Annotated in this window: 14 protein-coding genes; 5 read left to right on the forward strand and 9 right to left on the reverse strand. The window is 48.3% G+C overall.

The features are described 5' to 3' along the window. Positions 1 to 379: 379 nt before the first annotated feature. A complete protein-coding gene (locus tag BUC30_RS03535) occupies positions 380 to 1,195 on the forward strand; it encodes a GGDEF domain-containing protein (RefSeq protein WP_073423547.1) in 816 nt (271 codons plus the stop codon). A 22-nt stretch (positions 1,196 to 1,217) separates the two neighbouring features. Here BUC30_RS03535 and BUC30_RS03540 read toward each other — a convergent pair whose 3' ends face one another. From BUC30_RS03540 to BUC30_RS03550, 3 genes are all read right to left on the reverse strand, one after another. Then, entirely contained in the window at positions 1,218 to 2,612 is a 1,395-nt protein-coding gene (locus BUC30_RS03540; protein WP_073423548.1) for an MATE family efflux transporter, read from the reverse strand. A gap of 150 nt (positions 2,613 to 2,762) precedes the next feature. Beyond that, positions 2,763 to 3,656 carry a hypothetical protein gene (locus BUC30_RS03545; protein ID WP_244536469.1) on the reverse strand — a complete coding sequence of 298 codons (894 nt, stop codon included), beginning with the start codon at positions 3,654 to 3,656 and terminating at the stop codon, positions 2,763 to 2,765. Positions 3,657 to 3,731: 75 nt separating this feature from the next. After that, complete coding sequence (locus BUC30_RS03550; RefSeq protein ID WP_073423550.1) at positions 3,732 to 4,955, reverse strand: Rossmann-fold NAD(P)-binding domain-containing protein; 1,224 nt, start codon at positions 4,953 to 4,955, stop codon at positions 3,732 to 3,734. A gap of 129 nt (positions 4,956 to 5,084) precedes the next feature. Here BUC30_RS03550 and BUC30_RS03555 point away from each other — a divergent pair, with 129 nt between their 5' ends. Continuing rightward, the gene (locus tag BUC30_RS03555; protein ID WP_073423551.1) at positions 5,085 to 6,407 is read left to right on the forward strand and encodes a polysaccharide deacetylase family protein; all 1,323 of its coding nucleotides are present in this window, start codon (positions 5,085 to 5,087) and stop codon (positions 6,405 to 6,407) included. 129 nt (positions 6,408 to 6,536) lie between these two features. Here BUC30_RS03555 and BUC30_RS03560 read toward each other — a convergent pair whose 3' ends face one another. Together BUC30_RS03560 and BUC30_RS03565 are read right to left on the reverse strand one after the other, a co-directional pair. Further along, positions 6,537 to 7,424, reverse strand: a complete 888-nt coding sequence (locus BUC30_RS03560) for a hypothetical protein (protein ID WP_073423552.1) — start codon at positions 7,422 to 7,424, stop codon at positions 6,537 to 6,539. A gap of 45 nt (positions 7,425 to 7,469) precedes the next feature. Further along, on the reverse strand, positions 7,470 to 8,285 hold the full coding sequence (locus BUC30_RS03565; RefSeq protein ID WP_073423553.1) for a TIGR02147 family protein: 816 nt from the start codon (positions 8,283 to 8,285) through the stop codon (positions 7,470 to 7,472). A 413-nt stretch (positions 8,286 to 8,698) separates the two neighbouring features. Here BUC30_RS03565 and BUC30_RS03570 point away from each other — a divergent pair, with 413 nt between their 5' ends. Beyond that, positions 8,699 to 9,313 carry an NUDIX hydrolase gene (locus BUC30_RS03570; RefSeq protein WP_073423554.1) on the forward strand — a complete coding sequence of 205 codons (615 nt, stop codon included), beginning with the start codon at positions 8,699 to 8,701 and terminating at the stop codon, positions 9,311 to 9,313. Further along, positions 9,280 to 10,359 carry an SDR family oxidoreductase gene (locus BUC30_RS03575; protein ID WP_073423555.1) on the forward strand — a complete coding sequence of 360 codons (1,080 nt, stop codon included), beginning with the start codon at positions 9,280 to 9,282 and terminating at the stop codon, positions 10,357 to 10,359. The genes BUC30_RS03570 and BUC30_RS03575 overlap by 34 nt, the downstream gene beginning before the upstream one ends. Here BUC30_RS03575 and BUC30_RS03580 read toward each other — a convergent pair. The 4 genes from BUC30_RS03580 to BUC30_RS03595 all read right to left on the reverse strand — a co-directional run bounded on the left by BUC30_RS03580 (position 10,328) and on the right by BUC30_RS03595 (position 13,291). After that, positions 10,328 to 11,098 carry a hypothetical protein gene (locus tag BUC30_RS03580; protein WP_139260778.1) on the reverse strand — a complete coding sequence of 257 codons (771 nt, stop codon included), beginning with the start codon at positions 11,096 to 11,098 and terminating at the stop codon, positions 10,328 to 10,330. The genes BUC30_RS03575 and BUC30_RS03580 overlap by 32 nt on opposite strands. A gap of 6 nt (positions 11,099 to 11,104) precedes the next feature. Beyond that, the gene (locus BUC30_RS03585; RefSeq protein WP_073423557.1) at positions 11,105 to 11,887 is read right to left on the reverse strand and encodes a hypothetical protein; all 783 of its coding nucleotides are present in this window, start codon (positions 11,885 to 11,887) and stop codon (positions 11,105 to 11,107) included. A 61-nt stretch (positions 11,888 to 11,948) separates the two neighbouring features. Further along, positions 11,949 to 12,452, reverse strand: a complete 504-nt coding sequence (locus tag BUC30_RS03590) for a hypothetical protein (RefSeq protein ID WP_073423558.1) — start codon at positions 12,450 to 12,452, stop codon at positions 11,949 to 11,951. Beyond that, a complete protein-coding gene (locus BUC30_RS03595; RefSeq protein ID WP_139260779.1) occupies positions 12,452 to 13,291 on the reverse strand; it encodes a hypothetical protein in 840 nt (279 codons plus the stop codon). The genes BUC30_RS03590 and BUC30_RS03595 overlap by 1 nt, the downstream gene beginning before the upstream one ends. Positions 13,292 to 13,445: 154 nt before the next feature. Here BUC30_RS03595 and BUC30_RS03600 point away from each other — a divergent pair, with 154 nt between their 5' ends. Beyond that, positions 13,446 to 14,945: an ATP-binding protein gene (locus BUC30_RS03600; protein ID WP_073423560.1), complete on the forward strand. Its 1,500-nt coding sequence runs from the start codon at positions 13,446 to 13,448 to the stop codon at positions 14,943 to 14,945. Positions 14,946 to 14,951 lie beyond the last annotated feature (6 nt).

Raw genomic sequence — 14,951 nt, forward strand, 5'->3', positions numbered from 1 at the left:
TCCATTTTCGGTTCTCTCTGACCGCGTTGCACATCAAGAAGAACAGCCTCCTCGATATACTACACCGAAACGAAATCTACTTTTTTAAATAAAAAAACGGAATTTTTTCTTTTAAATCCATGTGAAAAAAAATTTATATAAGGAAATCCACAGCTCTATTCACAAATTTTCAACATCGTTTGTAAGTGTATTTTTACAAACAAGACTTTGTAACAAAAGATTTTACAAAAGATGTGATGTAAGCTGTATCATAGCCGTATTATAGAATTAGTGGTTAGAGGGTGGGGATTCCCGCTCGGAGTAGAGGAGGACAGTGTCGAGAGCAAGGACGACTTTTGCAAAAGGTCCTATATTTGGGGCGGGATTAACAAGGGATTTTATGGAAATTTTAAAACCGATGGTCGTTCACCCGCACTTGATAGTGCTGTACCCGCAAAGCGAGTTCGCAGAGCTTCCGCTCGAATTAGGGACCGTGGTGCTCGGTCGTGGGCAAGATGCCGACATCCGTTTTGAAGACGAACTGGTAAGCCGCAGGCATTGCGCACTCACGTTTGACGGTCAGAGTGTGACGGTCGAAGACCTCGGCAGCACGAACGGAACGTTCGTCGACGGTAACTATATAAATAAGCAAATTCTCGATTCGGACAACAGGCTCCAGATTGGCAAGATGGTCTTGAAGGTCGCCTACAAGGATCAAAGCGAAGAAGCTTTTAGCCGCGAACTGTACGAAGCAGCGACGATGGACGAACTGACGGGAGTTCTGAACCGCCAGGCGTTTATGGACCGCTCGGCAGGAGAACTTGTATGCGCCCGCCGCGGAAACGCATTTATCCATGTGGCGATGATTCGCGTGGATGAATTCAAGCGTCTGACGGAATCCTGCGGTGAAATGTGCGGCGACCTAATTTTAAAGGAAGTCGCCAGGATCTTGAACGATGAGAAGCGCGATTCGGATTTGCTCGCACGCTACGAGGGAGAAAAGTTCCTGCTCCTCATGAATGGGATTTCGCCCGAAGACGCCACGAAGCGCGCCGAGAAAATGCGTTTGGTCATTGAACGCCACATATTCTCATGGATGGATTCGAGAATCCCAGTAACGATTTCCATTGGGCTTGTGTCACGCCAGGGCACCGAAGTCACGCAGATGAACGAGCTCATCGCCGAAAGCGATGGACTGCTCAACACAGCAGGGTAAATGCGGCGAGAAGCGCCGCGCCTTAAATGCGCGGGATGTTTTTGAGTTCGGCGCGGAGCATGATGATGGCGATGAAGGCCGTCACAAAGTCTGCAATGGGCTGTGCCATGAACACGCCACGAAGCCCGAAGAAGCGCGGCATAATCAACAAGAACGGAATCAGCAAAATGAGCTGACGGCAAGCGTTTAGGAACATCGAACGCCAAGCTTTGCCCGTTCCCTGGAAAAAGTTACCCGACACCATACCAAGCGGTACAAACGGCATCATGCAAATGAACGTGCGGAGAGCCTTGCACGTGAGCTGCTGCATGTTTTGGTCGTTCGGCACAAAAGGTGCCACAAACGCAAGCGTATTCGTCATCACGAGAATCCACGCAATCACGATGAAAGCGGTAGCATAGAGCATGGTGAACTTGAGCGTGTCGCGGACACGGTTGTTGTACTTGGCACCGTAATTGTACCCGATAATCGGTTGAGAGCCCGTCACAAAGCCCATGAGTGGCAAAACAATCATGGAGACGATACTCATCAGGATTCCGAATGCGGCAATTGCCTGGTCGCCACCCGTCATACCGTTCACTATCGGCAAGTCGCGTGTGCCATACGATGTGAGGCTGCGCGCCAAAATAGCGTTCAAAAGGCTGTTGCTAATCTGCATAATGCTCGGCGGAAGGCCAAGAATGAAGATTTTGCGCACATACGGGAGGCGGAGCTTCATGTAACGGCGGTTGACCTTGATAGGCGTCGTCTTTTTCACGAAGAACTGCATCACGGCAAGGCCGCCGATGAACTGGCTCAAGACAGTCGCCCAAGCAGCGCCCTCAATGCCCCAGTTGAACTTCATGATGAAAAGCCAGTCTAGAATCACGTTACTGCCAGCGCCAATCATCACGCGGGTCATGGCTGTTTTCGGGTGGCCCATACTGCGGATAAAGTGGTTCATGCCGGGGACAATCGTCTGGAAAATCGCACCGCACAAGATGATGCGCATGTAGCTCGAAGCCACAGGCAAAAGCTGGTCACTTGCGCCAAAGAGCTTGAGGAGCGGCACCATGAAAATCTGGCCGAGCGTAAAGGAGCTCACCGCCATAATGATGAGCAATACAAAGGAGTTGTTGAGGATAATGGCTGCCTGCTGGTACTTGCGTTCGCCGAGACGGATGGCAAAAAGCGTGTTGCCGCCCACGCCAACCATCATGGACATCGCCATAATGAAAAGGGCAATCGGGAAGCAGATGGTGATGCCGCCGATGCCGAGGCTACCGACGCCCTGGCCTACGAAATAGCGGTCCACAATGTTGTAGAGCGCTTCGACGAGCATACTGATGATGGCAGGGACCGAAAACTGCATGACAATCTTCGGGATACTCGCCGTCCCCATCGCGTTAAGTTTTTTATTGTTTATTACATCTTCCATAAACACACCCGTGAGGCCCGCAAGACGCAAATGGTTGGACTAGATGCGCGGAGCCGCTCAAGATAACCGCAAAATGCGGAAAACGTCGCAAAAACCTCGATTTTCGCGCGCAAAGATAGAAAATTTGGGGGCAAATGCCAAGCTTATTTATTAGTGCTTTTTCTCAAGAATCTGGAGGGCCTGCTCGATGACGGAGGGCGACAATTTGAAAATGTCGCTGAGGGTTTGCACGCGGTCGGCTGGCTCAATGCGCTTCATTTGCGAGCCTGTGCTGCTGCGAACGACGAGGTTTCCCTTCTGGTAGTAATACTGGATGCCCTTTTCGCGGTCAAGGCGGTTCAAGACCGGGTAGGTCATCATTTCGCGGTAGAAACTCTCGTTCCAGTGGTGCTTAAATTCTTCGACGGAGACTCCTTCGACGGGGTACTCGAAACGGAGCTTCATCGGGGCGCCAGCGCCACCTGTCCAGAGTTCCATCGATTCGAGCGTCGGGCGCACGAGGCGCACGCAGTTCGGGGAAAGCGGGAAAAATGCTTCGCCTATGCCGAACGGCTGCGGGAGCGGCATCTGGAGCGGGTCGAAAATCAAGTAACCGGGGTCGAGGAGGTATGAGTTAGACGAGAGAACCGACCCCGGCACGGTGGCCGGGGAGACAGACCGGGAAAAAAGGTTGCTTTTGTCATCCTGGAGGGAGTGTAACGACCGATAGGATCCATTATGGGCTCTATCGGCACTATGTGCCTCCAGAGTGACATTAGAATCGGGATCGGGCAAGATAAGCGCGCAGTGGATGTTGCGCTCTTTGCGTTTGTGGCCCATCACAAGACGCGGCTTGAAACCCATATCCGTAAGCGTTTGGTACAGGTGCCATGTCATGCTGAAGCAGGTGCCCCCGCCCATCCAGGAATCGATATCATTCTGGTCGCTATCGTCAAGCTTGCGGGCGCCGGTGGCGCTCCCCGTCTGTTCCAGACGGATGATTTTCGTCAAGTTTTCGTAGGTGATGTTCGAAATCTGGTTGCAGAGATCGACGACCTTTTTCATGTTCTCGGGGGTCATCGAGATTCCTTCAAATGTACTGTGTAAGGCGCCCCCGGCACTGAGGCCGGGGTGACAGAATTAATCTATTTCAGCGGGAATGCCACCGAGCATGCTGCAAATTTCAGGGCCAATGACACCATTTTGGATGGCAATAGCGAGCAAGCGCTGTTCAATTTCTTGCGGCGGGAAGCGAAGACCGACGGAATTTTCAGCAGAAGCAGCGTCGGGAGCCCCATCGAGAGAATCTTCGAGAGTCGCGGCTTCTTGAACCAAGCGTTCGGCCAAGGCTGCATGGAGTGCAAGCGACGTATCGATATACTTCAAGTGCGTCGGTTCTTCGAGAATGAAGTTCAGCGGACCTTTATCATTGAGCACTTTTTCAGCAGGAACAGCCTCGCCGTATTCATCTTCAACGCCCATATTGGCGAGATTTGCCTGGGTCGAGAGAAGCGCTTCCGTCAATTCCGGGGCTGCAAGGGCATTTTTGACACCCGTCGCCGTCACAACAAAATCGGAATTTTCAATCAAGGAGGCGACAGTTGCATAGTCATGGCAATCCACGACAGCCACGTCATTTTGCTCAAGGACGGCAGAAAAATCGCCTGCAGGCATAGTTTCAGGAGCCGCGGAATGTTCAGCATTTTCGGAATTCGCAGTTTGAGACAGCCCGCGTTTTAGGTCCGTCACAACGGTCACATTGCAGCCTCGGCGCACACCTTGGAGCGCAATTCCCGAACCGACTTTGCCACTACCAAAAACCAATAACTTTTTGCCTTCGAAATCTCCACCAAAGCCGAGCTTTTCGAGAGCGCGGAAATAGCCATCGCCCGTGCCCAAGGAGGTCTCGATTCGCTTGACGATACCGCTATCGGCAACGTAAACCGGTTTTTCGGCATTTTTATAATAGTGTACACCCGAGCGTGTGAGTTCCACAAAGCCAATTTTCGGGTGGAGCACCGCAAAAGGTCCCGCACAGTCGAGTACCAAGTCTACAAACTCGCCGTGGGATTCAGCTTCGAGCATTTCGGCAGGCGTTACAACGGGCACGCCCCATTCCCTCATAAAATCCACGACATCGGGGTCGTTAAATTCCGAAAAACCAACGAGAAGGTCGGCACCGCCCGCCACGAGAGCCCGGTATTCGGTCATGGTGTTGCGGTAAATCGGGGTTGCCACCAGCACGCGGAGGCCATCGAACGGACGGGTATGTGTCCATTCGCTTTCAAGCGCCGCAAGTGCGGGGTATTCGTTTTTTTCGTAAACTTCGTCTAGAACGGAGGAGAGAATCGACTGTAAATCCATGTAAGGAAATATAGAATTTACCCCTCCCCTGTTGCATTACTATACAACAAAAAGAAATTTAACGTGGGACGGTTCTTTATATATGGGGGTAAATTATTTTCGCATAATACTATTAACAAGGTGTGGATAATGAACTACAAAAAAATTTCTATTGCCTCTGTCGCAGTTGGAATGTTCGCAGCAGGCGCAGCTTTCGCTCAGAATGCAGAAATTGCAACCTGGTCGGGCTTCCGCAAGGGCGCTGCTTCCTTTACATTTGACGATGGCGCTCCGAGCCACGTGACCGATGCTGGTCCGATGTTCAAGAAGTATGGCTACAAGGCTACCTTCAACGTGGTGGTGAACTGGAACCCCAACTGGAGCGGATTCCAGGGCCTGGCCGACGAAGGGCACGAAATCGCAAGCCACAGCAATAGCCACGGCAATAACATGAGTGGCGAAGAAGCATCTTCGAAAAAGAGCATCGAAAACCATATCACGCAGAAATACGGCATCATCACGGTCGCCTACCCGAACTGCAACGTGCCTAACGAAAGCGCAGTCAAGCAGAACTACATCGTGGGCCGTATCTGCAACGGTAGCTGGAAGGGCATGAATGATGAAATGGGCAAGGACGGTCCATCCAACTGGGCTCAGACTCCTGCTACCATGACCGGTGCCGAAGGCCAGCTCAAGAGCACGAACGACTTTACCGGCAGAATGCAGAAAGTTATTCAGAGCAACGGCTGGGCGGCATTCCTCACTCACGGTTTCCAAGGCAAGAACAACGGCAACGCCAACTACTCCCCGACGGATATCAACGCCATCGATGGCGCCCTCAAGTGGGCCCAGCAGAACGATAAGGACATTTGGGTTGCCCCGATGGGCCATGTCGCCATGTACATCAAGGAACGCAATGCCTCCAAGATTGAATCGAAGGATGGCGGTGCAGCAAACACCATGTCGTTCGAACTCAAGCACAATATTGCCGACAACATTTCCAAGTATGACTACCCGCTTTCCATCAAGGTGAAGACCAACTGGACCAAGGTGGAAGTCACGCAGGGCGAAGCAAAGCTTGAATCCAAAGTAGATGGCGGTTACGTTTACTTTGACGCAGTCCCGAACGCAGGCACAATTATCGTGAAGAACGCAAACACCGCCGCAGAATCTTCTAGCAGCGCTGAACCGCCACAGTCCAGCTCCAGCGAAGTCGCCTCTTCTAGCTCGAACGGCACAATCGCTCTCCCGATGCAATCACTTGACGGTCGCCACCTCGCTGCATACGTAGACGCAAGCGGCTATATCACCGTTCAGAACGCCCAGGGCTTGAACATCACGGTGTTCAACAGCCTCGGTAATGTTGTCCGCACCACCAAGGGTATCGGCATGTTGCAGAAAGTCTATACCGGTGCCAAGGGCATGTATGTCGTAAAAATCGGCAACAGAGCTTGGACATTGAATATCAAGTAGTTCAAAATAGTTTGTGGTTTAGGGAAAGCCCGCTCCGATTGGAGCGGGCTTCTTGTTTATTGATAGGGTAAACATGAATAGCTCCCGCTCTCACGAGCGGGAGCGTGCTTATTTCAGGAGATATGGGATTTAATCATTCATATCAGCACAGCTGTCAATAACATACTTAGCGTTTTTAGCCCAGTGAGGATCTTTGTATGTCGGAACACCATCAATCATCTCAGGTTTGACAAAACACATACCACCATGAGGAGGTTCTATTCCTGGATATCCCACATATTCTGGGAAATATTCCAGATAATCCATATATTCTCCATTTTCGAGAGCACAATCAGCTTTGAATTCCTCATACATTTCATGATCTTGACGAGTAACGAGACTTTTCAGAACAACAAGACCAGAGTCTTGCTCTCTAAAACCGATTGAATAACCTTTTGATTTTAATTCAAGTTGCGAGCATTGCAACCTCTGTTGTCCATAATTTCCATGCCCCCCATAGCTCATAAAAAGTGGCCAACGCATATGATTATGTTCTTTGTCAATCATCGCCACTTCTGTTTGGTAATATACTTGATTACAGGAAGTTACACCGGAACAAACAGAAGAATCGAAATCAAAATCGTTGATAATATCATTGACAACATAGCGAATGGAGCCTGCTTCAAGAATTTTTTCAACAACATCGTTATAAGTTTTATAGGCATCTACAGAATCGTAATGGAAGATGCTTCTATAGTTTCCCTGAGGATCGTTTGATTGCGAGGTATCTCCAGCCACATGATAAATTGTCACTGCATGATTATTACCCACGCGATTAAGTAACGCAACAAGGTCACTAGATTCTCGATTTACGTCGAAAGAATTCGAAGACCCCGGATTGACACCAGAGCTAGAGCTCAAAGCAACGGTATTCGCCTGTTCGTCCGCACCGACAACCTTGTTATCAGAGCAAGCGCTCAGCGCCCCTGCGACACTCAACGCAGCAAGCGTATGCGGTATGATTTTTTTCATGTTCATAGGAATCCTCCTTTGAAATTTTTTCATATTCATAATGTTTCCTCCCTACACTTTATCCGTCAGCGGGAAAAGCTGTAAATTTAAACGATAAACTTGATTGATTTTTTTAGATTCGCTCGCAATGGCGATAACTTGTTTGCGGAAGTGGTCCACCTCTTCGGAAAGGCGTATTACCGTGGCTTCGTCAACGCCAATCGTCACGCCCGAAATGTTACGCTCACCTGGGGCGATTTTTTCGATAGCCTCGCGAGCAAGGTCAATCATCTGGCCGTTCATGGAGCGGAGCGCAAGCTTAAGCGCATCGCCCGAACCTGTTATGACTTTATCTGTCTGTTCATAGACGTTTTCGCCAATCGCCTTGAGCAAATCAAGTTTCACCAAAAGCTTTAATGAATCACGGACTTGCTGTGCCGTAAAAGTATGCTTGATTTTCTTGGCTATTTCACCCGGAAGTGCGCCAGGCATCAACGGAGCAAGTTCTCGAACAACAGAATTTACGGCCGATTCGTAATAGTCAAACGCATCAGCATTCAACACTCTAACACGCTGTTCGTTTGCAAGCCTCTCCATTTCGAGAAAAGCTTCTTTTTTATAGTCATCTTCTTTGGCATTCGTGAATTCGACCATGAGCTTGAAATATTCCCGTTCAAAGTCGTTCAGGTCCATCGCGGCAGCCACAAGCGGGACCCCCACGCGGCTCAACGAGCTCTTGCCATCACATACAAGTTTTAGGTACGATGGCGACGAGAATCCAGCGATCTTGGAAAATTCACGCCACGAGAACGCAGAACTTCTCTTTCGCCAGTCAAAATAATCAAGCATGTACTTTCGGTAATCTTGATATTCTGTTATCGGTTTCATGCTTAACCTCCTTACAGACACAAATATACCTCATTTATCAAAGTTTCGCAATATGTTAAATGATACAAAATTTTTAATTTTTAACAGAATTACGCAAATTTTTAAAATTTCAAAAATTTTTAAAATTTAATGAATCAGTAAGAATCGTAGATGAATCAGAGGCGAGACTTTACTAGATGGGGCTAAAGCCCCAATTCTTTGGCTCGGTTATGCCCATGCAAGCATGGTCGCAACACTGACGCTTTGCGTCTTGCCAAACGGCTCAGCCATGCCCGTGCAAGCACGGTCGCGGCATTCGCCTTGGAGCATACTCGCTTTCTGAATAGTCTTCGACTCCGTTACACTTCGCTCAGGATGACAGGACGCAAGGGGGGAATGACAATACACGGCATTCTATTTTCTAAATTTGGGGTATGAAACCGTGGAAATTGTTGAGTTCGGAATTTTTGGTGGATGCGCCGTGGCTGAAGGTCGCAAAGGAAACGTGCGAACTGCCAAGTGGCAAGGTCATCGATGATTTTTACACGTTGTGGCAACCCGACTGGGTTTTGATTCTTGCCCGCACAAAGGAAGGCAAGTGGGTCATGACGGAACAATACCGCCACGGGACAGGTAAGATTGCGCTTGAATTCCCGGCAGGGATCATCGACAAAGGCGAAACGCCTGAAGAGGCTGCCGTCAGAGAACTGCAAGAAGAATGCGGGTACGTTTTAGACGAAAGACGAGAGAACGCCAACAAGGACTTAACTGGATCCTGCGCTTCGCTCAGGATGACAGGAGACGCGATTCGCTATGTCGGGAGTTTTCCGGTGAATCCGGATAGGCATCGCGGAAAGTTCCATGTGGTGTTCATCGACGGCGTGGAACGCTTGGGCAAAACGAGCTTTGACGATACGGAAGATATCGAAACGTTCCTGTACACGGACGAAGAATTCCAGGCAAAAGTTGCCGACGGCACGTTCAATCACCCGCTTCAAATCGCAGGCTATTTCAAGTGGAAATTATCGCAATCCGCCTCCCGATCTTAATTCTCGGGCTGAACGGCGTTCCCGGCTTTGCGCTTTTTAGGCATTTCAATAAACTGTACGGCAACGTGACCGTTCGCGGGGATGTACCCGGCGTTATCGGGATTCGATCCATCAAGCACCCGTGCGTTTTTGGAGAGAACGTTTTTGGCGTAGACGCCGAAGAAACGGAACGATTGGGTGAACTTTTCGAGAAGTTCCGCTTTGGTACAGTCATAGACGCCAGCGGAAATTGCGCGCTTAAAGCCTGCGAATGCGACCCCGCCCGTAGCAGGCTCCTGAACTACAGCCAAGGCGTTGATGCAGCTACATTCGCAGCACGCTACAACGCAACGCTGATTCGCATCTCTGCTGACATGGTCTTTAGCGGAGACGAGAAGACAAAACCAAACCGCCCATACGTCGAAACCGACCCGAAAGACCCCATCCACAATTACGGCAAACACCAGGCAGAAGCCGAAGATGCGATTACCGCCATCAAGCCTGACGTCGTGATTCTCCGAGTGCCACTTCCAATGGACTACGCACCTGGCGGATGCGCCGGCGCCATTGACTGGATCACGTACCGGTTCCGCCCCGGTCGCCCGGCGACCTTGTTCACCGATGAATTCCGCAACCCGCTTTCGGGTCCGGACCTTTGCCGCACCGTGCAATACATTTTGGAGCACAAATTCCCCGCAGGCATTTACAACTGCGGAGGCCCGCGCAGCGTATCGCTTTACAATGTCGGTCAAATCGTGAATGCCATCGGAGGCTACCCTGCCGAGCTCCTCCATGGAGTGCCGCGCATCGAAGGTGGTCCCATGCCCCCACGCGTGGGAGATATCAGCATCAATTCAGAAAAGCTCTACAAATTGCTGCCGCCAGGATTCATTAAGCCTTGGCCCGCTTTCGACTGGCTCGTGCCCGACAGCTTCGACTGGCACAAAACATTTGGTCGCCACATAAAAGAAAAAAGCAAGATGGGTAGCGACGAGGCTATCACCAGCTTGCTTGTAAACGGTGTGGATACGGGATTTATCCGCGAGTTAGGCGGAACAAAAGACTGATCGTGTGACGGCTCGATTTATTGTGTTCATAATAGCCATCATCGTCGTCAATTACAAATAAATTTTTGTAGGCAAAAGCAACGCCTACTGACCATGTGTCACTAACCCACCAATCTTTACCGATTTCATAGCGGTTAAAAATTCCGATAGCGTCGCCATCTTCATGATCTTCGACAAAGCCCGCGGCAAAAGCATCAAAGCCGCCAGCAAAGCTCACATAAAGCCCATTCAAAGGTGATGCCAAGTTACTGATCGGATAAACGGAAATTCCGAGCCCAAAAGAGAAATATAAACCGACACCATCATCTTTACGATGTCTATAATCACGAATTTCGTCGCTTATCTTAACTAGCGTTCCATTTTGTTCACTGAATACTCTACGATAATCTGTCTCAGAATACTCAGCCTCACCAGTAAACAAGCCCATGTCCCAAAGAGTATACAGAGCAACATAATTTGCGATAGACACACCCATTCTCAATTCGAATTTGGGAATGTCTACGCCACTAAATTTCCAGCTGCGCTCTTCATCGTCGCGAGTAACCTGACGATAGTAATCCAATTGCGCGGAAGTCCAATCATAACCATGAGTTTTTTCCGATTCAAAACTCGTGTACGCAAAGCCCACGCCCATGCTGTAAAAGAAGCCACGATGTTGACAAGGCGGACGGGAATTTCCTTGAGCCCAAGCCATAACGGCGAAGGTCAAAATAACGATTAGCGCTTTAACCATCTTCATCGTCAATTATCCACGCGTAATACGGAACGAAATCGAAATGACATTATCAGAATTATGCGAAGCCACCGTTTCCCAAATCAAGCTATTGTGTGCAAAGCCAAGCCCAACACCAATAGACATGTGGTCATTGACCCACCAATCCTTACCAATTTCCAGTTCAAAACCAATACCGCCATTTCCGGTAGCATCTTCAACATCGGCTTCTCCATCCAACAAAGTCAAAAATAGCGTATACCCGAAGGAGCCACCCACAAAGAATCCATTCATCGGCGAGTTTTTATCCTGGAACGGGTAAAGCGTCGTACCAAAGCCAAAATAAGTCCTGAAGCCATAAGCTGCAATTCCCGGAACAGATTTCGGTTCACGTGCTCTAAGAGAGGTCTCTTCACAAATGTTACCTTCATAGCACCCATAATTATGCGTTTCATAGCGGTAATCGATGGACCCCGCATAGAATCCAAAATTGAAAACGGAATGGAGCGCAATTAAGTTTCCGAGAGCAACGCCAAACTTGAATTCTGTCAACGTAAAGGAGCCACCGCCGAACTCAAAGTAATCGGTTTCTTCTTCCTTTAAGGTCTTATAAGGATCTACATAGCCACTACGCCAATCGACATCGTTACGGCTATTTTTAAACCAGTTGTAGGCATAACCAAACGACATGCTGCTATAAAAACCGCGATGTTCACGCGGGGCAGACTTGCCGATGGACGGAGCAGACGAGGCCGATTCTGCAAACGCAAAACCTGCAACACATAAAATAAGAGCGGCTATGATTTTATTTTTCATAAATTCAATTATTATTAACAATGATGTAAAAATTTAGACAAATAATTTAAGTTTGTCTATATTAATCCTTCGCTGGTTGATCCCATGGGAACGGGGTTACAGAACCATCGCTTGCCCCTATAGGAATGGTCATATTTTTCGGAAGCGATCCAAGATTATCCGGAAGCATAAGAATAATAGGAAGGGCAAAAATGCCACCGACCAAAACAGCTCCACCTAGAAACAAATAAAGCATCGTATCGCCACGACCACTCGGGCTCATGAACCCAAAAAGAAATTTTTCCGTATTGACAACAGTATGATACGTAGTACTAAGCGCACCGGAACCATGTTTGCTATCCTGACGTGCAACAAGCAAATGTCCATACACAATGCTATCCTTGCGAGCTTCTAAAAGCATTTCCTTGCCACCAGACGCCCTGACTTTACAACTGTTCGTCGATTTGCAAACAAGCTCGCCATTGCGATAAATATCGTAACGTTCATTTCCCGGGACAGAAATCCAGGAACTGCTGCAACCCACCAGCAATACAGTCAACAACAACGCAATTATCTTTTTCATCATTACCACCATACCTGTGCACTGACACTCCACCCTTGAACAGGCATCCAACCTTTAGTGGAAATTTTCTGAATTTCATAGAAGTTATATAGATAGCGGAAATCTATAGCAAAAATGGTTTTATAATCAATCGGCTTAAAAAGAATACCCGTTTTCAAAAATAAACTTAAGCCTTCCCCGCTCAAGTTTTCGCTAAACGAATACTCATCCGACTTGTACCCCATAAAGGACCAGCCAGCCCCCGCTCCCACAAAAGGAAATGCATAGCGACCATTAAACACGTAAGCAGGAGAAAAGAATATTCCAAAATACCAGAAATCATCGTCACCTAATCCTTCGTCAATTCCCCAATTAAAATCTATAGAAGCAAGGAAGTTGCTATATAAGAACTGAAACGAAAAATCGAGCAATGGCGCCGCCGCAAATTCAGGAACAGTCAAGACAAGAGAGCCCAAGCCCAGACCAACCCTAAACCCATTCCATTGTCCAAACTTCATTGTAGTCACATCGACAATGGGAATCAAGTCATTGGGCGTATAAGCCATGTGCCTGTACGTCCAAACTTCTTTTTTGTTCTTGGAATTCATCAGCGTATAGACAACGACAATGCCATCGTCTTTTCGCAACATCTTGATTTGCAAAATAAAATCGCTTTCGATTTCGTATTCGACCACGCGCACATCTTTTTTGTTTTCGATGTACCCTTTAGTCCAACGGACAAGCTTATCGGCATAATCCTGATGCACACCATCCAATTCCACAGCGGGAATAAACACGCTAGGTTTTGCCCAAAGGGCAGCGCACAAAACAGCAACAATAAACGCACTAAGTTTCATATCCAACAAAATCTCTCATTCAACATTTGTTATAAAGATAGGAATAATAAAACGATTTGGGAGGATAAATTAATCGAGCAGGGAGATTTCTAGGACGTAATTCTTAACGCTAGCAATGCCTGCGGAATTTTTATATTTTTGAAAAAAAACAACGTATTTTATGAAAAAAGAGATATTTATCAGCAGCGTGCAATCGGAATTTGCCGAAGAAAGGCGAATGCTCGCAGAGTACATTCGACAGGACGCACTTTTCTCGCGTTATTTCGAACCGTTCCTTTTTGAAGAACAGCCTGCTCAGAATAAATCGGCTCAAAAAGCCTACCTCGATGCGGCAGCAAGGGCAGACATTTATTTACTGCTAATGGGAGAACGATACGGCAACGAAGATGCCCATGGCATGTCTCCAACTGAACGAGAATACGATACAGCGACAACAAACGGCATTTATCGTTTGGCATTTCTCAAAAAAGTCGCTCATCGAGAAACAAAGGAATCTGCTTTTAAGCGTAAAATAGAGCAGAGCATTACCCGTAACCCCGTTCAGTTCAAGTCTTTTGAAGAACTCCGCACTCATGTTTATGCGGCATTGATCCATTACCTAAGTGTAAAAGGCGTACTGGCAGATGGACCTTACGACAGTGTAATCAACCCGCTTGCAAGCATAAAAGACCTCGACAGGGAGAAAATCCGCTGGTTTGTTGGCGTGGCGCGCGAAAAACGCCGTTTTCCATTGCAATATAGCGAAGAAAACATCCACACTATCCTGAGCAGTTTACATCTCATCGGCGACAATGATGGCATTACCAACGCAGCACTCCTGCTCTTCGCGCACGATGTGCAAAAATGGTTCCCTTCAGCCACTGTCAAATGCGCCCAGTTTTATGGTACTCGAGTCGAGAAGCCTATACTTTCTCAGCAGATTTACGACGGCAATGTTTTCGAGGTGGTTGATAAGGCGGTCGATTTCGTACTGAGCCGCATTAATGCCCGAGTTGGCGAACGCACCCAATCAGCGCAAGTTGACGTTGACTACGAGCTGCCTATTCCTGCAGTCACCGAAGCAATAGTCAATGCCGTTGTGCATCGCGACTACGCAAGCACAGGTTCCGTGCAAATTATGCTATTCAAAGATCGTTTGGAAGTTTGGAACCCAGGACACCTCCCCAAAGGGGTCACCATCGTCAAGCTAAACGAAGAACACGAATCCATACCCGTCAATCCTACACTAGCCCGCCCCGTCTATTTGGCTGGCTACATCGAACAGCTTGGTACAGGCACAACCGACCTTATCAATCATTGCCTAGACCTTGGTCTAAAACGCCCAGAATTCCGTCAAGACGAGAACTTCGTTTCCGTAATTTGGCGTGATAAAACGGGGGAAAACAGCTCGACAGGCAATGTTGCAGGCAATGAAACGGGCAATGTAACAGGCAATGTAAAACGACTACTTCTTGGCATTGGTGGAGGGACCCTAACTCGTAATGAAATCATGCAAATATTGGGGCTGAAGGGAAGTGGTAATTTCCGTGCCGCCTATCTGTATCCGGCAATAAAACAAGGCTACGTAAGCCTGCTCTATCCCGAATCAGCAAAGCGCCGCGACCAAGCCTACTATTTAACAGAAAAAGGGCTAGAATTATTCGCTTTGTTGAAAAAGTAATCAAAC

It is taken from the genome of Fibrobacter sp. UWB7, from assembly GCF_900142945.1.
Taxonomy (GTDB): domain Bacteria; phylum Fibrobacterota; class Fibrobacteria; order Fibrobacterales; family Fibrobacteraceae; genus Fibrobacter.